Genomic DNA, 19,303 nt, shown 5'->3' on the forward strand with positions numbered 1-19,303 from the left:
ACTCTTTTCCATTATTGTAAAGAAATATAATTCAATAATTCTGGTTCTTGTCAACCCATAAAAACACAATTTTAAAAAAAAGCTATTTTTGATGAAATACGAAAACATCCTTTTTAAAATATTATTAATTTTAACAACTTTAGCAGCTAAATGCTATACATCACAAACAGTTACCGTTCGAGGAATAGCCAGGGATTCTTTAAATAACCTTATAGCAATTAGTGTAAATGATACAATAAGAAAGTTTAGAGACAAAGCATTTGAAAATAAAGATTGGAAAGAGTATGATGCGTTAGATAATAATAAAAATCTTTTTACGATACCTGATTCTGTGGGGAATTATGTCATCACAGCAAAAGTTACAGATACATTGTATTTTTCTAAAAGGAAGCATGTCACCCAAAAATATAAAGTTGCGGATATAGTAAGGAATAATATTCAGGTTTATTTAAAGCGGGCACCCTGTATTCCTGATAAAGAATGTGATCAGAAAACCCCATCAAAGTTATATATTTTCGTAGGAAAAAAATAAATGTTACTTCTGTAGACAGATCGCAATATTGTGGTGAAATGATGGATAGCGAATATAAAGCGGAATATAAAATTGAACAGGAGTTTTCTGAGCATTATCCTTCGTCAACAATTGCTTTTACAGCTTATGACCACAATAGTATGTATGAGTTTGATTTTAGAAACTATGATCATATATTGGTTTTTGTGGGAGAATACTGTGGAGATTTAATTCATTTGAAATATCAGTTTTTCCCTTTATACAAAACAGCTGATGGAAGATGGGCAACCCCAGTGAAGCCTAAAGCAGAACAGATATATCAACTTGACCAATATACACCTTCTAAAATAGAATTTGATCAATCTGTTAATTTTGAGTTGTCCAATGATTTATCTCAGGAGCAAATTGCTCAATTAAGAAAATATAAATTTCCTGAAAAATATTATGATATTAAGGATCACAAAGCAATTCCAATAATGGGAAGATATGCGGAAGATTTAGTGAAAATCTGGAAGGAGATTTATGAGAAAAATAAAGAATAAATTAGTAAAAAGAAAGGAAAGGGGAAGATGAAGGTTATGAATGCCGGAATACAAAAAAGTAATCTATCTATTAGTTTGAAGAATTTTTCAATCAAAAATCCACGAGCGATTTCAGCCTAACAGTAACCTCCAGCTTCCCTCACCCCGCTTCCCGCCTTTAACCAGGTTAATTATTGTTAAACATACGATCAGAGTGATCAGCATATTGTTCACTCTTTTTATTTATACTATTTTTGTGCGATGCGTATTTTTAAGATATTAACTTTTATCGTTGTTTTGTTGGGAGGAGCTTATGCTGCTTCCATGTATTATTTTGTGGACGAAAGTAAAAATTTCACCATTGAAAAAGAGATTGATTATCCTGTAGATAAGGTTTTTGCCCAATTTAATAATCTTCAGAATTTCACAAGATGGAACAATTTTTTTACCAGTTCACAATCTATAGATATTGATTATTATACGCCTTATGAAGGGCAGGGAAGTGCCATCAGCTATGTAGATTCTAAAAATGATACCGATGGAGAAATGTTCATCAGGTATGAAAATCCTAATAAGACTTTAAAGTATCAGCTTTTCGAGGATGAAAATGAAAATCCTACACTGGTTGATGTGAAGTTTAAGCCTGTTTCTGCTGAAAAAACAAAAATCATCTGGTACGTACATACCCCAAAATTATCGGTCTGGAAAAGAGTAGGAAACTTCTGGACAGAAGACCGTTTTGCTGAAAATATCAACAAAAGTATGGCGAATCTTAAAAACTCTTTAGGAAATAAAGTGGAAAAAGATAACCAGATGGCAGCCATCAAATATGACAGTCTGATGGTGGAAAATGAAGAAGATAAACTGCTGTTGGGGATCAATGTAAGTACATCAAACAAGAAAGATGCGCTCTATAAAAATATCGTGATGAATTATAACAAGGTTTATAATTTCGTGACGATGGACCTTGGAAAAAGAGATGATGAATTCGGGTATCCGATTCTGATTACCGATGCGGATAATTACAAAGACAAGGAGGTTTCTTATTTCCTCGGAATTCCGCTTTCTAAGAAAATCGGAGTGTCTGATAATAATTTTAATTTCAGGTCTGTAAATCCGTCTCAAAACTACGTAATGTACTACAAAGGGAATTATGAGGGGCGAATTCGGGCAATTCAACAGCTTATTCAGAAAGCCAAAAAAGACGAGATGCGCTTCGGAGATATCCGCCAGACCTTTATTGAACGTCCGATGGATGGACAGGAAGTGAATGTTAAGCTCTCATTATCAGTGTATAAGTAATTTTTTTTTAATTATTTTTTTCTTAAGTTTTTTTAACGGTTTCAGACTGTTCTAACTCGGTTTTTTTATTAAATTTGAAGATTAATTCTACAAATAAATTTTAATAAATAGATAAACTGTAATAATGGACAGATTTTCATTCCTAAACGCAGCTCATTCTCAATTAATTGAGGATTTATACCAACAGTACTTAAAATTCCCAGACTCTCTAGAACCATCATGGAAAGCTTTCTTTCAAGGCTTCGATTTTGCTTTGGAGAACTATGGAGACGACGATAACATCCAGTTTATTCAGGCTTCGGCCAGCGCTGCCCCGGCAGTACAACAGATTTCTCAGGCAGTATCAAACGGAGAAGTTCCTGAGCACATCAAGAAAGAATTTAAAGTAGTAAACCTTATTGAGGCTTACAGAACAAGAGGACACCTTTTTACAAAAACTAACCCAGTTAGAGAAAGAAGACATTATACACCTACTTTAGACATCGAAAACTTCGGTCTTTCTAAAGAAGATTTAAATACAAAATTCAACTGTGCAGTTGAAACAGGAATGAAAGAACCTGCTACTCTGGCAGATTTAATCAAGCACCTTGAAAGCATCTACTGTGATTCTATCGGAGTAGAATATATGCACATCAACAATGTTGAAGAAAAAGATTTCATCAAAAGATGGCTTCAGGTAAATGAAAACCATCCAAGTCTTTCTGCCAACGAGAAAACAGAAATCTTATTAAAATTAAACCAGGCAGTTGCTTTTGAAAACTACCTTCACACAAAATTTGTAGGACAAAAAAGATTCTCATTAGAAGGTGGTGAAACATTAATCCCTGCTTTAGATCAATTGATCTCAAGATCTTCTCAGTTAGGAGTAGATGAAGTGGTATTAGGAATGGCTCACAGAGGTAGACTGAATGTACTGACTAACATCTTCGGGAAATCTTACAAACAGATCTTCTCAGAATTTGAAGGAAAAGAATTCGAAGAAGACGTATTCTCTGGTGACGTTAAATATCACTTAGGATCATCTAAAAAGATCAAAACAGCTTCAGGAGAAGAAGTTTGTATCAACCTTACGCCAAACCCGTCTCACCTTGAAACGGTTGCTGCCCTTGTAGAAGGTATCTGCCGTGCAAAAGTAGACGACAAATATAAAGATTACTCTAAAGTATTACCAATCATCATCCACGGTGACGGAGCGATTGCCGGACAAGGTATTGCTTATGAAGTGGCTCAGATGATGACATTGGAAGGATACAGAACTGGAGGTACTGTTCATATCGTTGTAAATAACCAGGTTTCATTTACAACCAACTATATGGATGCAAGGTCTTCAACATACTGTACAGACATTGCAAAAGTTACAGAATCTCCTGTAATGCACGTAAATGCTGACGATGCTGAAGCAGTTGTTCATGCTATCCACTTTGCTGCTGATTTCAGAGCAAAATTCGGAAAAGACGTTTATATTGACCTTTTAGGATACAGAAAATATGGTCACAACGAAGGTGATGAACCAAGATTCACTCAGCCTAACCTATATAAAACGATTTCAAAACACCCGAATCCAAGAGAAATTTATAAAGATAAATTGCTTAAAGACAGCGTTACTTCAAACGACGTAATTGCTAAAATGGAAACGGAATTCAAAGCTCTTCTGGACAAAGATTTTGATGCTTCTAAAGAGATTGAGAAAAACGTAATGGATCTGTTTATGGCTGAAGACTGGACCAACTATCCAATCGGAAAGAGAGGAGCAGTTCAGTTGCCTGTAGATACCAAATATGATGCAACGAAGCTTAAAGAATTAGCACTTAAAATGTCAACACTTCCTGTTGATAAAAAGTTCATCAATAAAATTACAAGACTTTTCGAAAACCGTATCAAAGCGATTGAAGGAAACTCATTAGACTGGGCGTTAGGAGAGTGGTTAGCCTATGCTACACTTCTTGTGGAAGGTCATAATGTAAGAATCTCCGGTGAAGATGTAGAAAGAGGAACATTCTCCCACAGACATGCGGTAGTAAAAACAGAAGATACAGAAGAAGAATATATCCCGTTAAGACACGTATCAGAAAGCAGATTTGATGTATTCAACTCCCACCTTTCAGAATATGGTGTTCTAGGTTTCGATTACGGATATGCAATGGCTTCTCCAAATACATTAACCATCTGGGAAGCTCAGTTCGGAGACTTCGTGAACGGTGCTCAGATCATCGTTGACCAGTACCTTGCTGCAGCAGAAGAAAAATGGAAAATCCAGAACGGATTGGTAATGTTATTGCCTCACGGTTCAGAAGGACAGGGAGCAGAGCACTCTTCAGCAAGATTGGAGAGATTCCTTACCCTTTGTGCTAATGAAAACATGGTGGTAGCCAATATTACTTCACCTGCCAACTACTTCCACTTATTGAGAAGACAGTTAAAATGGGGCTTCAGAAAACCATTGATCGTAATGAGTCCTAAATCTCTATTGAGACATCCTAAAGTGGTTTCTCCAATCGAAGATTTTGCAAACGGTACATTCCAGCCAATCTTAGATGATCCTACTGCAGATCCTAAAAAAGTAGAAAAAGTAGTTCTTTGTTCAGGTAAACTGTACTTCGAATTATTAGCGAAGAAAGAAGAACTAAACTGTGAAAATATTGCATTGGTAAGATTCGAACAGTTATATCCGCTTCAGGCAGATGCTATTGAAGCCATCTTCAACAAATACGAAAACAAAAAACAATTGGTTTGGGCTCAGGAAGAACCTGAAAACATGGGTGCTTGGTCTTATATCCTGAGAAACTTCAGAGATACAGGGATCCAGGTAGTTGCTCCGGTACCAAGCGGTGCTCCAGCTCCAGGTAGCCACAAAATGTTTGAGAAAAATCAAAATGCAGTGATCAACAGAGTTTTCGACAGAGATGATGCTCCTGCAAAAAGACCAGTTACAGCTTAATTTAAATAATATCCAATTAAAAAATAAAAAATACTCGATATGTCAGTTTTAGAAATGAAAGTTCCTTCACCGGGCGAATCAATTACAGAAGTTGAAATTGCAACTTGGCTTGTGAAAGATGGTGATTATGTAGAAAAAGATCAACCTATCGCCGAAGTGGATTCAGATAAAGCAACTCTTGAATTGCCGGCAGAACAAAGTGGTATTATCACTTTAAAGGCGGAAGAAGGTGATGTAGTACAGGTAGGTCAGGTAGTTTGTTTAATTGATATGGATGCTGCTAAGCCAGAAGGTGCTGCACCTGCTGCTGAAGCTCCAAAACAGGAAGAAGCTCCGAAAGCTGCTGAACCTGCTAAACAAGAAGCTCCAAAACCAGCTGCTCCCGTAGCTGCTCCACAAACTTATGCAACAGGAGCTCCATCTCCGGCTGCTAAGAAAATCCTTGACGAAAAAGGAATGGATGCTGCTCAGGTTTCAGGAACAGGAAGAGACGGAAGAATCACTAAAACTGATGCTGAATTAGCGGCAGTTCCTGCATTAGGAGGAAGCCCTATGACAGCTACAGGTGCCAGAACTACCACTACAACTAAACTTTCAGTTTTAAGAAGAAAAATCGCTCAAAGACTAGTTTCTGTAAAGAATGAAACTGCTATGTTGACGACTTTCAACGAAGTGGATATGTCTGAAATCTTCAGATTAAGAAAGCAATATAAAGAAGAATTTGCTCAAAAACATGGAGTAGGACTTGGTTTCATGTCTTTCTTTACAAAAGCAGTTACAAGAGCATTACAAATGTATCCGGATGTAAACGCATCTATCGATGGTGACTTCAAAGTAAATTATGATTTCTGCGACATTTCAATTGCCGTTTCAGGTCCTAAAGGATTAATGGTTCCGGTATTGAGAAACGCTGAAAATATGTCTTTTGCAAGCGTAGAAGCAAACATCAAAGATCTTGCTATCAAAGTAAGAGACGGTAAAATTACTGTTGACGAAATGACTGGTGGTACTTTCACGATTACAAACGGTGGTACTTTCGGATCTATGATGTCTACACCAATCATCAACCCTCCACAATCTGCAATCTTAGGAATGCACAACATCATCCAGAGACCAGTAGCGGTTGACGGACAGGTAGTAATCAGACCAATGATGTACGTGGCAATGTCTTATGACCACAGAATTATCGATGGTAAAGAATCTGTAGGATTCCTTGTTGCGGTAAAAGAAGGTATCGACAATCCTGTTGAAATATTATTAGGAGGTGACGAAAGAAAAGGCCTTGGATTATAGTTTTAATGAAATTATAATGTAAATATATGATCTCGCCTTATAAAAAAGGCGAGATTTTTGTATTTATTAAGAAAATGCTACAATGATGTTTTCAAAAATGACTTCCAATATCAAAGTTTCAGTTATACCTGAATATGATAGTAAAAACAGTTATCCCTCCGAAAACCGTTACGTTTTTAAATACAATATCACGATAGAAAATGACGGAAGCTTTCCTATCAAAGTATTAAAAAGAAAATGGTTGATCTTCGATGTCGGATTCGGATACACAGAGATTATAGGTGATGGCGTTATCGGCTTGACTCCTGAAATAGGAACAGGTGAAAATTTCGCTTACTTCTCCAATGTAATGCTTCGTTCCGGAGTAGGAAATATGAGCGGAAAATACCTGGTTAAAAACCTCGAAACACAAGAGACTTTTGAGATTGATATTCCAAAATTCAATCTGTTGTCTGAAGTGTTGAGTAATTAATGATAAAGAGCAGACTAAGAACCCGGTTCTTATTAAAGCTTTTTGATTTTCGCTTTCATATAATCGTTTACTTCATCATTGCTGGTGAGAAACAGTTTCTCAAAAGCCAGCAGAGATATCTTTGCACACACTTCAGCATCTGCACCCGCTCTGTGGTGGGTGAAGTCAATTTTGTGATATTCAGCCAAAGGTTTCAAGCCATATTTCGGAAGATAATTCCATGACTTCTTAGCAAGCTGTATGCTGCATAAATAGTTCAATTTTGGGGTGAACATTCCATAATGCTCCAGGCATCCTCTTAAAACAGAAGCATCAAATCCTGCATTATGAGCAATCATAAGGCTTCCATACATCATGTCCTGAGCTTCATACCAGACTTCATCAAAAGTAGGCGCATCTTTCACATCTTCAGGATGTATACCATGCACCGCAATATTAAATTTACTGAAATAAGGAAAACTTGGAGGTTTAATCAGCCAGGTCTTTGTTTCAACAATTTTAGAATCCTGCACCACACAGATTCCCATCTCACAAGCTGAACTTTTCTCGTGAGTGGCCGTTTCAAAATCTATAGCGCAGAAATCCATTGTTTTTTAATTATAAGTTGTTGGGTTGATTGTTGCTGGTTACTAGTTCTCTGGTTTTGAGTTTAATGTTCAAGGTTTAATGTTTTGAGTTTAAGGTTGGTTGAAGTTATCAATTTTTACTCTAATGAATCTTAGTTCATGATAAGTAAGGTAAACTGTAATTCCCCTAATCCCTGCAACCTATCATCTGCCACCTAAAAAATGTTTGAAAATCAGCCATTTTGATTGATAAAACTGACTCTTCTGATGTTTCTGACGAAGTTTCCATGTTCCGGGAAGCTGGGCATAAAATCCAAAATGAGCTCTTACTACAGCCCATAAATGTGGAAAACCATGTTTTAAACCAAAGTAAATCCCGGCAACACCGTCCAGACATAATCTGAAAAAGATCAGCCAGATCAGTTGTGGAAAAGGAAGGTTTTTAAGCATCATAGAAAGATTATTTCTGATGTTTAAATACGTTTTTTGTGCACTCTGTTTATTGAGCGTTCCACCGCCTACATGATATACATGGGCTTTTCCTGTATAATAAATCTTTTTCCCTGAGTTGATAAGCCTCCAGCAAAGGTCAATTTCTTCTTGATGGGCAAAGAATCTTGCATCAAACCCATTCTGTTCCCAAAAATCTTTTGAACGGATAAAAAAACAGCATCCTGAAGCCCAGAAGATCTCTGTTTCATCATTATACTGGCCTTTATCTTCTTCCAGATCATCAAAAACTCTTCCTCTGCAATAAGGATATCCAAGGTTGTCGATCAAGCCCCCGGCAGCACCAGCGAATTCAAAATGACTTTTATGGTGATAAGATAAAATTTTAGGTTGTACTGCTGAAACGGAAGGATTCTTTTCCAACAATTCCAATACAGGTTCTGTCCAGTTCTTGGTAACTTCTACATCGGAGTTCAGAAGACAGTAGTATTCATTCTTGATGGATTTTAAGCCCTCATTGTAACCGCCTGCAAACCCATAGTTTGTATCATTTTTAATAATGTTTACGGTAGGGAAATTCTTTTGTAAGAACTCTAAGGAATCATCCGTAGAAAGATTGTCTATCAAATAGATATCGGCATTCTGAGAAAATTGAACCACACCCGGAAGAAATTTTTCAAGCCAATTTCTGCCGTTCCAGTTTAAGATGGCAACTGCCAGTTTTTTCTGCATATCAATCTATTTTTTTCAGAATCAAAATTTTTGATAGAGTCTTGATATTTCCATTTTCTGTGGGACCAAAGATAGTTGTCAGGGTATTTGTGTAAAGTATTTTCCAATAATTTATGGAATTTTCTTACCACTTCATTTTCTGTAAACTTTTCGCCATCCGGGTATATTCTGTGATAATTAACCTGATAATAACCGCGCTTCACTTTTTTCATCTCACAATAGATAAAAACAAGATCCATTCTTGTGGCCAGTTTATCATATCCGATAAATGCAGGAGTTCTTTGATTCAGGAATTCCAAACCATAAGTGACATGAGCATGATGAGGCGTTTGATCTGCTACAAACATATAAGCAGAATCTCCATTGTTTTTAGATCTGAAGATATTGAGGATTACTTCATTGGCTTCCAGTGCTTCGTTTCCGAATTTATTACGAACCTTCTTCATCTGATTTTCCCAGAAATCACTGTTTACCTTTCTGTAAACAGGGTGGCAGTGGGCTTGGGGAATGATTTTTGCCAATGCATTGATCCATTCCCAGTTGAAAACATGTCCTGCAAGAAGAATAATATTTTTCCCTTCAGCCTTAGCTTCGTGGAATAAATGCTGGTTGATATGCTGCATCCTCACTCGGGATTCTGTCTCGGAAATGCTGAAAGATTTTATAGTTTCTAACAAATAATCAGAAAAATTAAGATAGAATTTCTTTCGAATCTCTTTAATTTCTTCCTCAGATTTATCAGGAAAAGACTTTATAAGATTTTGAGTGATAACCTCTTTTCTGTATCCTACAATATAATAATTGAGGAAAAAGATAACGTCCGAAAAAATATACAATATTTTAAGCGGAAGCTTAGAGATCAGATATAATATTTTGATTAGAAAATTCATAAAACACGCAAATTTAGTGATAATAAAATTATGGTTCTATTTTTGCAGAAGGATTATGTATTATTTTTTTTACTTTTATATTATGAAAAAATTGATAATATTCGCTTTCCTGGGATTAAGTGCTTTTGCCTTTTCACAGGATGTAAAGGATTTACCTGATAATGGAAAACAAAAAACAGCGCTTATAGTGCCTACGGAACAGAAAGAGTTAGAGGCAAAGAAAAAAGCAGCTGAAGAAAAAGCTAAGCTTCCTAAGCCATATGATCCAAAAGCTGATGCGCAGGCTGATATTAATAAATTGGTTGCTCAGGCTAAAAAAGAAGGCAAAAATGTGATGATCCAGGCTGGTGGAAACTGGTGTATCTGGTGTCTTCGTTTTAATAATTATGTGCAGACTACTCCAGAATTGAAGGAATTAGCAGATAAGAATTATGTATATTACCACCTGAACTATTCTCCGGAGAATAAGAATGAAAAGGTTTTTGCCCAGTATGGTAATCCGGGCGAAAAATTTGGATACCCTGTGTTTATTGTTTTAGATAAAAACGGAAAAATGATCAAAGTTCAGCAGAGTGATGTGCTGGAAGAAGGGAAAGGCTACAGTAAAGATAAAGTAAAGGAATTCTTTACTACCTGGGCTCCTAAAAAAGGATAAAATAAAAAAACTGCTTCAGTAATGAGGCAGTTTTTTATTGTCTGATTAGTAAAAACAATAATCAATATAAATTATAATAGCTTTTTAATCCAGCTTAGTTTCTTTTCTGAATAAGGTGGATATTTGATATTTGGTTCGCCCCAGGTAGCTTTTTCGAGAACTGCTTTTTGATGCGAAAAAGTTTCAAAACCATATTTGCCATGATAGTTTCCTATTCCTGAGTTTCCCACTCCTCCAAACGGAAGATTGTCATTAGTTAAATGCATCACCGTATCATTGATACATCCTCCTCCAAAAGAAAACTTTTGGGTAAATTGATCCTTCTCTTCAGAATTATTGGTGAAAAGATAAGCTGCCAGTGGCTTTTCAAGTCCTAAAATAGAATTGAGTGCAGCATTATAGTTTTGAAAGCTGATGACCGGCAGGAGAGGACCGAAAATTTCTTCCTGCATGATTTCGTCATTCCAGTCCACATGATTCAAAATAGTAGGTTCTATATATCGTTTTTCTTCGTTAAAATAGCCGCCGGAATAGATCTTTTCCTGATCAATAAGGCGTACAAGGCGCTGGAAATTCCTTTGGTTAATAATTTTGGTGTATTGTTCAGAATCCTGACCATATTTGAATTCTTTGATATATTTTCTGAGCATTTCCAGAAACTGTTCCTGAATAGTTTCTTCTACCAAAAGATAATCGGGAGCTACACAAGTTTGTCCGGCATTGAGGAATTTCCCCCAAACAATTCTTTTGGCTGCGATTTCGAGATTGGCATTTTTAGTAACAATAGCCGGAGATTTTCCACCTAATTCAAGCGTAACTGGGGTGAGATGTTCCGCTGCAGCTTTGTAGACAATCTTTCCCACTTTTGTGCTTCCTGTAAAGAATATTTTGTCGAATTTCAATTGTAAAAGAGCTGTAGTTTCTTCAATACCGCCTTCGTATACATACAGATATTCAGGGGGAAAGTTTTCATTGATGATGGATGCCATCACTTTCATGGTGTTTTCCGCTATTTCGCTGGGTTTAAGAATACAGCAGTTTCCGGCAGCCATGGCTGCAATAATGGGAGAAAGGGATAACTGATAAGGATAATTCCAGGCTCCTATGACCAATACGCAACCCAATGGATCAGCATAAATTTTACTGTTTCCTAACTGATTGGCAAGATTGGTACTTACTTTTTTAGGCTTTGAAAGAGACTTTAGGTTTTTGATATAGTAATTGATATCATTCAGAATAAAAGATAATTCTGTGGTGAAAGTATCAAATTTTGACTTGCCAAAATCGTTGTTAATAGCTTCATACAGCCTATTTTCATTAGAAATAATAAGACTTTTAAGCTTTTCAAGATACATTTTCCGGAAAGTAAGGCTCTTGGTTTGCTGTGTTGTGAAAAAATCTCTTTGCTTTAGTAAAATATTTTCAATTTCCATGAGTTGGCTTTTAGTGATTTGCGCAATATTGCGGTCTAAAAATACTAACAATAAATCGGCCAAAAATTTTAAGAAGGAAGCTTTTTTCCTTTACATGATATTCCTTACTGCTATTTTTACAGGATGATACAACAGCAGACCAATTGCGGTAACAAGTGCCAGCCAGAATAGTCCCGTGAAAATTTCCATATTGGAAAGAAGAATAGACTGAGCTGTTATTTTAGCTTTAAAAGCTCCTGCTGTCATGGATAAAGAATCATTCACAGATAATTTCGAAATATTAGCCCCGAAAATTTGATTCCACTGGCTGTAAAAAACGGGATTGGTATCTGTAAAATTTTGGCTGAGGGTATCAGAATGTTTTAATGTTAAAAATAACATCAGGTTTTGCATCAGGGCATATCCGATAGCGGTCGTCCAGAAACGGGTTGTTGTTCCCATTGCTGTAGCATTAGCCACATATTCTTCCGGAGTTCCTGAAATCAAAAAGAAAACAAGCGGTGTAAATAATAACCCCTGAGCAACTCCTTGCAAAAATAAAGGTGGACAGATCGTGGAAAGGGTAGTGTCAGGATAAAAAGTATAGGTAAACCAAGCACAATCTATGGCAAGCAGTAGAAATCCTGTGAAGAATACAATCCTTGATGATACTCCCCGAACCAGACAAATTCCTGATAATAATATCCCCAAAAGAGTTCCTGCCACATTCCAGTATTGGATGTTCACAATATAATCCCAAGGCCACTTCCATACCGTTGCCATGATGCTGTAGACATTATTCAGTCCGGAGCGGATCAGGTAAAAAATGAAAAACAGAATCATTCCTGCAATCACATTTTTTGAACTGAAAACTTCGAAATGAAACAATGGTCTCTTAGAATTTCTTTGTTTCAACATAAATAAACCTCCCGAAAGAAGGAATATAAAAAGACACATGATAATGGTATCGGATTCAAACCACATGAGTCTTTTCCCATAAATAATAGCATATCCACCAGCCTGCAGACATACCCAAAGTAAAAACCAGCTGGTAACATCCAGTTGGTACAAAGGTTTTTTAGGGAAAAATCTGTTTCTGTTGAACAGAGCAATACCAATGATCAGTACAAACACATGAAAATACACCATCATCAGGATCATATGCTGAAAATTGTAATCTTCAATACTTGATTTCAACAGGGAAGTGGTAATGGTTCCTCCGGTCAACATGATGGTATACATGAAGAGATACGCCAAAACTTTAGCATGTCTGGTCTTTAATTCCGCAATAATCAGAGGCAGAAAAATGGCACCTTCAAGCAATCCGAAAATCCCTTCCAAAAATCGGATGACCAAGATCACATGATAATCATGAGTCACCGATAAAACATAAAGGATAATCACAGAAATAGAAGCCATCAGCAGGACATAATATTTGACACTGAAATAAGCCATAAATCTTTGTATAACTAAAAGGGTAACCACAAATGTCCCGTACATCAAAATCATTAAATACTGGATGTCATCTGAATCTACATCCATAAAAGAAGAGGTGAAGGCGCTGTTTGAATGTAAAAGCGACAACAACATCAGGTGGGGAAACAATGCCAGTATCAAAAGTGGCAGTTTCAGCCATTGTGGTACCCATTTATGATAAACTGTATTATGCTGCATAATTTTTATGAAGAATAAAAATGCGAAAAGACAAAGGGCAAAGGGTGTAAATAAATCAAAGGTAAAATGGCAAATATGCGTAAGAAAAAATTGGCAGATTCGCTATTTTGCGGTTTGTCTTTTCGCTAAAAAATAATTTAATTTGAAAATTTGAAAATGGGAGAATTTGGAAATGATAATAAAACCGGATATTTTTATACTCTAAAACTCTCCAACCCTCAAACTCATATTTTCCTCGCACTCACCAGAACATTCATCCCAGAAAGCAGTTTTTCGTTGTCTTTATTGTTATCAAGAATAATTTTCACCGGAAATCTCTGCTCTATTTTCACAAAGTTTCCGGTTGCATTATCCGGTTTTACTAATGAAAACTGAGATCCTGAAGCAGGTGAAACAGAAAGTATTTTTCCTTTAAACTCAACATCGGGATAAGCATCCGCAGTAATGATAACTTCCTTGCTCTGATCTATCTGTCCAAGCTGTGTTTCCTTATAATTGGCAATAATCCATTTTTCTTTGCTTACAATCTGAACCAGAGCCTGACCTTCCTTAATCAACTGTCCTTCCTGAATGGTCTTTTTTCCTACCCATCCATCATAAGGTGCTGTAATCACAGTATAAGAAAGATATAATTTAGCATTATTAAGACTTGCAGAACTCTGCTGGATCTGGCTTTTCACGGGAGCAACTTTAGTCTGCTGTTCATTGGCTCCGGCTCTTACTGCATTTTTCTGCTGTTCCAATGCTAAAAGATTGGCTTTTGACTGTTCATAAGAAGCCTTTACATTTTCAAATTCCTGCTCTGTAGCAGCATCTTCAGACAGCAGATTTTTATATCTTTTGTAATCCTGTTCCGTTCTCCAGATATCAATTTTTGCGGAAGCAATTTTAGCATCAATGATCTTCGTATCGCTTTCTTTAGTGTTGACACCGCTTTCGATTGTCCCAATGGTTGCCGTATTAGCGTGAAGATTGGCTTCTGCCATATGAACCTGATTCACAAACTCTCTATTGTCTATGACGATTAAAGTATCTCCTTGATGTACAAACTGATTTTCGTTAAACTTAATAGTTTTAATGAACCCTGATACTTTGCTGGATACTGGCGTGATATATTGCTCAATTTGTGCATCATTTGTTGTAACATTTTTTCTCGAAAAAAGATAAAAACTTACCATCCCTGTGATTCCGCTTATAATGAGGATCCAGGCCAGTAGAGTAATGGACTTGTTGATTCTTTTTTCCTTTTGTGTCAATTGTTTCTGTGCCATAGTTTTTATAAGTTCCCAATCGTATATTGGAGTTGGTAATATTTAAGTTGTCGGTTAATTTTTACGGAAATAAGATTAGATTCAGCTTCCAGATATGTATTGTCGGCATCTATCAGTTCAGTGATAAGGCTTAGCTTATTGGCGTATTTTGTTCTTACAATACGGTAGTTTTCTTTGGCTTGATGAATAGCTTCTTCAGCAATTTTTACCTTCTGGTCTGTCTCTTCAAACTTTTTATAAGCTTCATACACATTATGTCTTACATTTTCCTCATTTTCTTCTATCTGAAGTTTAGCCAGGTCAATATTTTCCCGTGCTTCCTGCATTTTGTACTTATTTTTGTACAGATTTTCGATAGGATAGGTAAGATTCACACCCACCATTCCCAGACGATAAGCATACGGTTCCGGAGGAAAGAACATCATATTCGGATATTTTAAAAAATATTCTCCGCCAGCTGTTATTTTGGGTAAATAATTTGCTTTGATAATCTTTTGATCCAGTTCTTTCAATGAAAGGTTTTTGTGAGTGATTTCAACAGATTCATTCTTGTTTAAAGCTGTTTCTGTTAGTCCATCTACATTAGGAATCGCTGCACTGTCCGAAATAAGGTCTTCCGTATTCACATGCATTTCCTGATTTTCCGGAAGTGAAAGAATGGTTTTCAGCTTGTGCTCAGCAATCTGAATATCATTATCCAGTTCCGTCCAGCTCATCTTATGATTAGAAAGTTGCAGCGAGGTTCTCAAGACTTCATTTACCGTTACAACGCCATTAGCCTTCAATGCTTTTACCTGTTTAATGTTGACAGAATCTTCCTTCATTTTATCATTGATAAGACTCTGCTGTTCTTTTAAGTGGTGAATTTGCAGAAAAGCTGTAATGATTGACATTTTAAGCTGTCTCTCGTCCAGGTGGGTTTTTAAAGCTGAAATTTCAGTATCAATAGCTGCTTTCTTCTCTGTATTTTTTATTTTGCCACCCATGTATACCGGAATGGAAGCAGATAATGTAAAATCATACATTCCATTGATCACATCGTATTTGGTGGCTTTGTTGAATACGCCATTCTGATGCTGAAACAGATTCGTTACCTGATTGTAGCTTGTATGAAACTCAATGTCCGGAAGTTTTTCCATGTTGAGATCTTTCTCTTTTGTGATGGACATTTCCTGTTTGAGATGACTTATCTGTATGTTTTTGTTGTTTTTCAGACCAATCTCTACAGCTTGCTGTAAGCCGAGATGCTGGTAATCTATCATCTGTGAATGTAAAAAGTTGCTCAATAACAAGCACAACGCAATGCACAGATATTGGCCCGCGTTCAATATGATATTCATAAATTAATTAAAGGATTTTTGCTAAAATGATTTTGATGCAGCAAATTTACGATGGGAAGCTACTGACTCTATTTGTGAAAACAGAAAAATATTTGCTCATTTACGCCAATTTTAAAATTCTTCTTACCTTTATGGGATGAACAACAGCCATTTTAAAGAAGTAGATGAAGATGATACCGAATTTTACGTTTATCATGTCCTTACCGGAAATGTAACCACAGAGATTCATTATCACAGTTCTGCACAATTAGTATATGCGGAAGGTGGTATTGTACATGTTTTTACCGATCAGAAACACTGGTATCTTCCTGCGAGATGCTTTATGTGGATTCCCGCTGGAACTCCTCATTATATTTTTTCTACCAGTCCAAAAGTGGATTTATATAATTTTTATTTTAAAAAAGAAGAAAGTGAAAATGGCTTTTTTGATGAAATAAACATTTATTCTGTTAATGATTTACTCAGAGAGATGATTTTGTACACTAAAGAATGGGATGGGAAAATCACAAAAAATGATCCTTCCAAATATTTTTTTCTCAAAGCGCTGAAAGGTGTATTACAAGAGAAAGAATACAAACATCTTGCATTTCCTATACAGCATCCTTTTCCTAAAGATGAAACATTATTGAAGATCGCACGATATATTCATGCCAACCTTGAAAAGCCCCTTACTATCGAATCTACGGCAAAAGAATTTGGAATGAGTACAAGAACCCTTTCCCGGAAATTTAAAGAGATTCTGGGCATGAATTACGTTCGTTTTCTCAGAGCATTAAGAATCACCCGTTCTCTTGAGCTGATGCTGGAAGATAAATACAATATGTACGAAATCGCAATGATGGTAGGGTACAACAGCCTGTCGTCTTTCAGTAATATTTTCAAAAAGATCATCGGCATTGCTCCTACGGAATATCAGCGGAAACTGAGAGGGAATAAATAGCGAGTGAGAGCGTTTGTGATTTCTGATTCGTGGTAACGGGTTTTATAATGCCCCGTATAGTTTTATAAACGTTCTTGTGTATTTCAATACATGAGGCCACGGGAAAACTAATCTAACGAATAATATGGGTTAAGATTTCCTACATTCCCCTTCCCTGAAGGGGTGGATTTTTGCGACGCAAAAAGACGGGGTAGTCATATGGCATAACCCTTCCGAATTATATACAAAAACCACCTCAATAAAATTGAAGTGGTCGTATTGTGAGAAAATCTCAGTCGCTTAATTAAGCTTCTTCAGATTTAACTTCTTCTTTCTTAGCAGCAGGAGCAGCTACAACTGGAGCGTCAGATACGATATCGAATTCGAAATTGTACTCAACGTTTCTGTGTAATCTGATGTTAGCTGTTACTTTACCAGTTCTCTTAATAGTGTTCCCTGGAATTTTGATGTATTTCTTCTCTACAGAAACTCCAGCTTTAGCAAGAGCCTCAGAAAGATCTGCATTGTTGATAGATCCGAATAATTTATCACCAGAACCTACTTTTGCAGGAATAGTGATAGAAGTTTTCTTCAATTGCTCAACTACAGTGTTAGCAGCAGCGATTAATTTAGCTTCTTCTTCTTTTCTAGCTTCTAAAGTAGCTTCTAGAGCTGCTTTGTTTTTAGGTGTAGCTAAAAGTGCAATTCCTTGAGGAAGTAAAAAGTTTCTAGCATAACCTGGCTTTACGCTTACTGTATCAAACTCAAGTCCTAAGTTTTCTACGTCTTGTTTTAGGATAATATCCATTGTTGTTGTCCTTTTTGGGATTTTAGAGTGATCTAAAATCAAGTTAGAATTAATTATTTATTCAGCAACAAAAGAAGAGGGAGACCTCTTCTTTTATTTATTTTTGTCTTATTTCAATAAGTCAGCTACGTAAGGTAGTAAAGAAAGGTGTCTTGCTCTTTTGATAGCAGCAGAAACTTTTCTTTGGTATTTTAAAGAAGTTCCAGTGTATCTTCTTGGTAAGATTTTACCTTGCTCGTTTACAAATTGTAATAAGAAATCAGCATCTTTGTAGTCAACGTGCTTAATTCCGTATTTTTTGAATCTACAATATTTCTTTTCAGATTTTGTATTGATATCAAGTGGAGTAAGGAATTTTACTTCTGATTCTCCTCCTGCTGAGGCTTGTTTAGCCATTTCATCTATTGCCATGTCTTGTCTTTTTAAAAAATAGGGTTAATAATTAAGCTTTAGCTGCTTTTACTTTAGCTCTTCTTGTTACAGCGTACTCAATAGCATGCTTGTCAAGTTTTGTAGTAAGGTAACGGATTACTCTTTCGTCACGCTTAAATGCTAATTCTAAATCAGCTACTACAGTACCTTCTCCTTTAAATTCGATTAAAGTGTAGAACCCATTCTTTTTCAATTGGATAGGGTAAGCTAACTTTTTCAATCCCCAATTTTCTTTAGCAACGATTTCGCAGTTCTTTTCTTTGATAAGATCTACATACTTGTTCACTGCTTCCTCTACCTGTGCCTCAGATAGAACGGGAGTTAAAATGAAAACAGTTTCGTAATTGTTCATAATGTTAAAAAATTTGTTAATTATTTCGAGGTGCAAAAGTAGAAAATATATTTCTTATATGCAAGAATACTGGTGAAATAGTTGGTCTTTATTATTTGGGTAATAAACATGAAATCTATTTTTGTATTTTAGTGACATGAAAAACTTTTAATTAATGAAAACTAAATTGTATATCCTACCATTATTATTAATGGGCATTGTCTGCTATTCTCAGGACAAAATTTCCATGAAAAACGGAACTTCTCTAGATGTGAAACTTATAGAAATAGGAACTTCAAATATCACGTATAAAGAATTGGATAATTTGGATGGACCTAGTCATGCTATAGATAAATCCGAAGTTTTTCAGATATCATACAATAACGGTAAAACAGATGTTTTAGGGAAATATAAAACGATTGATGAAGCCAAAAATCTTATCATTTCCAAAATCAACGAATTTGGTATTGATCGCGATAGAAGCAATTTGACGCTTCAGGCTGATTTTGAAGGAGATAATGTTAAAATTAATTCAGTTAATGCAAAAGGACGTATTGTGAATGAAGGAGATTTATGGGATATGTCTAAAGTGGTAGCGTTTCATAACATTTCCAAAAGAAAAGATAATGTATTTTATTTGAATATTGTAACCTATAAAATAAAAAAGACTGAAAAGGAATTAAGCAAGCTAGTGATTAAAATGACAAACTATGAAGCCGCCGAAAGTACACTGGAAGCGATGAAGGACTTAAAAATTATGTTGAAAAAAGATTAATGGTTGATTAG

At 35.9% G+C, this 19,303-nt stretch carries 19 protein-coding genes; 9 read left to right on the forward strand and 10 right to left on the reverse strand.

What is annotated here, in order from left to right; translation table 11 throughout:
• The first annotated feature begins 91 nt into the window (after positions 1-91).
• The 6 genes from BOQ62_RS12650 (at position 92) to apaG (ending at position 7,037) form a co-directional block, all read left to right on the forward strand.
• The gene (locus tag BOQ62_RS12650) at positions 92-532 is read left to right on the forward strand and encodes a hypothetical protein (protein WP_129039976.1); all 441 of its coding nucleotides are present in this window, start codon (positions 92-94) and stop codon (positions 530-532) included.
• A 38-nt stretch (positions 533-570) separates the two neighbouring features.
• Positions 571-1,053 (forward strand): hypothetical protein, encoded by a 483-nt coding sequence (locus BOQ62_RS12655; protein ID WP_129039978.1) that lies wholly within the window; start codon positions 571-573, stop codon positions 1,051-1,053.
• A 240-nt stretch (positions 1,054-1,293) separates the two neighbouring features.
• Positions 1,294-2,334 (forward strand): SRPBCC domain-containing protein, encoded by a 1,041-nt coding sequence (locus BOQ62_RS12660; protein WP_129039980.1) that lies wholly within the window; start codon positions 1,294-1,296, stop codon positions 2,332-2,334.
• 124 nt (positions 2,335-2,458) lie between these two features.
• On the forward strand, positions 2,459-5,272 hold the full coding sequence (locus BOQ62_RS12665) for a 2-oxoglutarate dehydrogenase E1 component (RefSeq protein ID WP_129039982.1): 2,814 nt from the start codon (positions 2,459-2,461) through the stop codon (positions 5,270-5,272).
• Positions 5,273-5,311: 39 nt separating this feature from the next.
• Positions 5,312-6,565, forward strand: coding sequence for a 2-oxoglutarate dehydrogenase complex dihydrolipoyllysine-residue succinyltransferase (gene odhB / locus BOQ62_RS12670; protein WP_129039984.1), 1,254 nt, complete (start codon positions 5,312-5,314; stop codon positions 6,563-6,565).
• Positions 6,566-6,647: 82 nt separating this feature from the next.
• The gene (gene apaG, locus BOQ62_RS12675; RefSeq protein ID WP_065398091.1) at positions 6,648-7,037 is read left to right on the forward strand and encodes a Co2+/Mg2+ efflux protein ApaG; all 390 of its coding nucleotides are present in this window, start codon (positions 6,648-6,650) and stop codon (positions 7,035-7,037) included.
• 32 nt (positions 7,038-7,069) lie between these two features.
• On the opposite strand, the gene BOQ62_RS12680 is transcribed toward apaG, so the two are convergent.
• From BOQ62_RS12680 to BOQ62_RS12690, 3 genes are all read right to left on the reverse strand, one after another.
• Entirely contained in the window at positions 7,070-7,624 is a 555-nt protein-coding gene (locus BOQ62_RS12680) for a 3'-5' exonuclease (RefSeq protein ID WP_129039986.1), read from the reverse strand.
• Positions 7,625-7,807: 183 nt separating this feature from the next.
• Positions 7,808-8,785: a glycosyltransferase family 2 protein gene (locus BOQ62_RS12685; protein ID WP_129039988.1), complete on the reverse strand. Its 978-nt coding sequence runs from the start codon at positions 8,783-8,785 to the stop codon at positions 7,808-7,810.
• Positions 8,755-9,675: a lysophospholipid acyltransferase family protein gene (locus tag BOQ62_RS12690; RefSeq protein ID WP_129039990.1), complete on the reverse strand. Its 921-nt coding sequence runs from the start codon at positions 9,673-9,675 to the stop codon at positions 8,755-8,757. The genes BOQ62_RS12685 and BOQ62_RS12690 overlap by 31 nt, the downstream gene beginning before the upstream one ends.
• Before the next feature lie 82 nt (positions 9,676-9,757).
• Here BOQ62_RS12690 and BOQ62_RS12695 point away from each other — a divergent pair, with 82 nt between their 5' ends.
• The gene (locus BOQ62_RS12695) at positions 9,758-10,330 is read left to right on the forward strand and encodes a thioredoxin family protein (protein WP_129039992.1); all 573 of its coding nucleotides are present in this window, start codon (positions 9,758-9,760) and stop codon (positions 10,328-10,330) included.
• A 71-nt stretch (positions 10,331-10,401) separates the two neighbouring features.
• Here the strand turns inward: BOQ62_RS12695 and BOQ62_RS12700 are convergent, their stop codons facing one another.
• The 4 genes from BOQ62_RS12700 to BOQ62_RS12715 all read right to left on the reverse strand — a co-directional run bounded on the left by BOQ62_RS12700 (position 10,402) and on the right by BOQ62_RS12715 (position 15,949).
• Entirely contained in the window at positions 10,402-11,790 is a 1,389-nt protein-coding gene (locus BOQ62_RS12700; protein WP_262708337.1) for an aldehyde dehydrogenase, read from the reverse strand.
• Positions 11,791-11,853: 63 nt separating this feature from the next.
• Positions 11,854-13,416 (reverse strand): hypothetical protein, encoded by a 1,563-nt coding sequence (locus BOQ62_RS12705; protein WP_129039996.1) that lies wholly within the window; start codon positions 13,414-13,416, stop codon positions 11,854-11,856.
• Between the two features lie 224 nt (positions 13,417-13,640).
• Positions 13,641-14,687, reverse strand: coding sequence for an HlyD family secretion protein (locus tag BOQ62_RS12710; protein ID WP_129039998.1), 1,047 nt, complete (start codon positions 14,685-14,687; stop codon positions 13,641-13,643).
• A gap of 5 nt (positions 14,688-14,692) precedes the next feature.
• Positions 14,693-15,949, reverse strand: a complete 1,257-nt coding sequence (locus tag BOQ62_RS12715) for a TolC family protein (protein ID WP_129040000.1) — start codon at positions 15,947-15,949, stop codon at positions 14,693-14,695.
• Between the two features lie 214 nt (positions 15,950-16,163).
• Between BOQ62_RS12715 and BOQ62_RS12720 the strand changes: the two genes are divergently transcribed.
• Positions 16,164-16,967 (forward strand): helix-turn-helix domain-containing protein, encoded by an 804-nt coding sequence (locus tag BOQ62_RS12720; protein WP_129040002.1) that lies wholly within the window; start codon positions 16,164-16,166, stop codon positions 16,965-16,967.
• A 283-nt stretch (positions 16,968-17,250) separates the two neighbouring features.
• On the opposite strand, the gene rplI is transcribed toward BOQ62_RS12720, so the two are convergent.
• The 3 genes from rplI to rpsF form a co-directional block, all read right to left on the reverse strand.
• Positions 17,251-17,754, reverse strand: coding sequence for a 50S ribosomal protein L9 (rplI, locus tag BOQ62_RS12725; RefSeq protein ID WP_129040004.1), 504 nt, complete (start codon positions 17,752-17,754; stop codon positions 17,251-17,253).
• Between the two features lie 108 nt (positions 17,755-17,862).
• Complete coding sequence (gene rpsR / locus BOQ62_RS12730; protein WP_034706728.1) at positions 17,863-18,165, reverse strand: 30S ribosomal protein S18; 303 nt, start codon at positions 18,163-18,165, stop codon at positions 17,863-17,865.
• A gap of 31 nt (positions 18,166-18,196) precedes the next feature.
• Positions 18,197-18,538, reverse strand: a complete 342-nt coding sequence (gene rpsF, locus BOQ62_RS12735; protein WP_105701385.1) for a 30S ribosomal protein S6 — start codon at positions 18,536-18,538, stop codon at positions 18,197-18,199.
• Positions 18,539-18,692: 154 nt separating this feature from the next.
• Between rpsF and BOQ62_RS12740 the strand changes: the two genes are divergently transcribed.
• Complete coding sequence (locus BOQ62_RS12740) at positions 18,693-19,292, forward strand: hypothetical protein (protein ID WP_129040006.1); 600 nt, start codon at positions 18,693-18,695, stop codon at positions 19,290-19,292.
• Positions 19,293-19,303 lie beyond the last annotated feature (11 nt).

This window comes from Chryseobacterium sp. CH21, from assembly GCF_004119445.1.
In the GTDB taxonomy this organism is placed as follows: Bacteria; Bacteroidota; Bacteroidia; order Flavobacteriales; family Weeksellaceae; genus Chryseobacterium.

Coding starts and splice junctions, on each gene's coding strand:
- BOQ62_RS12650 (WP_129039976.1), top strand. CDS start 92: ATGAAATACGAAAACATCCTTTTTAAAATATTATTAATTTTAACAACT.
- BOQ62_RS12655 (WP_129039978.1), top strand. CDS start 571: ATGATGGATAGCGAATATAAAGCGGAATATAAAATTGAACAGGAGTTT.
- BOQ62_RS12685 (WP_129039988.1), bottom strand. CDS start 8,785: ATGCAGAAAAAACTGGCAGTTGCCATCTTAAACTGGAACGGCAGAAAT.
- BOQ62_RS12705 (WP_129039996.1), bottom strand. CDS start 13,416: ATGCAGCATAATACAGTTTATCATAAATGGGTACCACAATGGCTGAAA.
- BOQ62_RS12695 (WP_129039992.1), top strand. CDS start 9,758: ATGAAAAAATTGATAATATTCGCTTTCCTGGGATTAAGTGCTTTTGCC.
- odhB (WP_129039984.1), top strand. CDS start 5,312: ATGTCAGTTTTAGAAATGAAAGTTCCTTCACCGGGCGAATCAATTACA.
- BOQ62_RS12710 (WP_129039998.1), bottom strand. CDS start 14,687: ATGGCACAGAAACAATTGACACAAAAGGAAAAAAGAATCAACAAGTCC.
- BOQ62_RS12740 (WP_129040006.1), top strand. CDS start 18,693: ATGAAAACTAAATTGTATATCCTACCATTATTATTAATGGGCATTGTC.
- BOQ62_RS12665 (WP_129039982.1), top strand. CDS start 2,459: ATGGACAGATTTTCATTCCTAAACGCAGCTCATTCTCAATTAATTGAG.
- BOQ62_RS12680 (WP_129039986.1), bottom strand. CDS start 7,624: ATGGATTTCTGCGCTATAGATTTTGAAACGGCCACTCACGAGAAAAGT.
- BOQ62_RS12715 (WP_129040000.1), bottom strand. CDS start 15,949: ATGATAGATTACCAGCATCTCGGCTTACAGCAAGCTGTAGAGATTGGT.
- BOQ62_RS12690 (WP_129039990.1), bottom strand. CDS start 9,675: ATGAATTTTCTAATCAAAATATTATATCTGATCTCTAAGCTTCCGCTT.
- apaG (WP_065398091.1), top strand. CDS start 6,648: ATGATGTTTTCAAAAATGACTTCCAATATCAAAGTTTCAGTTATACCT.
- rplI (WP_129040004.1), bottom strand. CDS start 17,754: ATGGATATTATCCTAAAACAAGACGTAGAAAACTTAGGACTTGAGTTT.
- BOQ62_RS12660 (WP_129039980.1), top strand. CDS start 1,294: ATGCGTATTTTTAAGATATTAACTTTTATCGTTGTTTTGTTGGGAGGA.
- rpsR (WP_034706728.1), bottom strand. CDS start 18,165: ATGGCAATAGATGAAATGGCTAAACAAGCCTCAGCAGGAGGAGAATCA.
- BOQ62_RS12720 (WP_129040002.1), top strand. CDS start 16,164: ATGAACAACAGCCATTTTAAAGAAGTAGATGAAGATGATACCGAATTT.
- rpsF (WP_105701385.1), bottom strand. CDS start 18,538: ATGAACAATTACGAAACTGTTTTCATTTTAACTCCCGTTCTATCTGAG.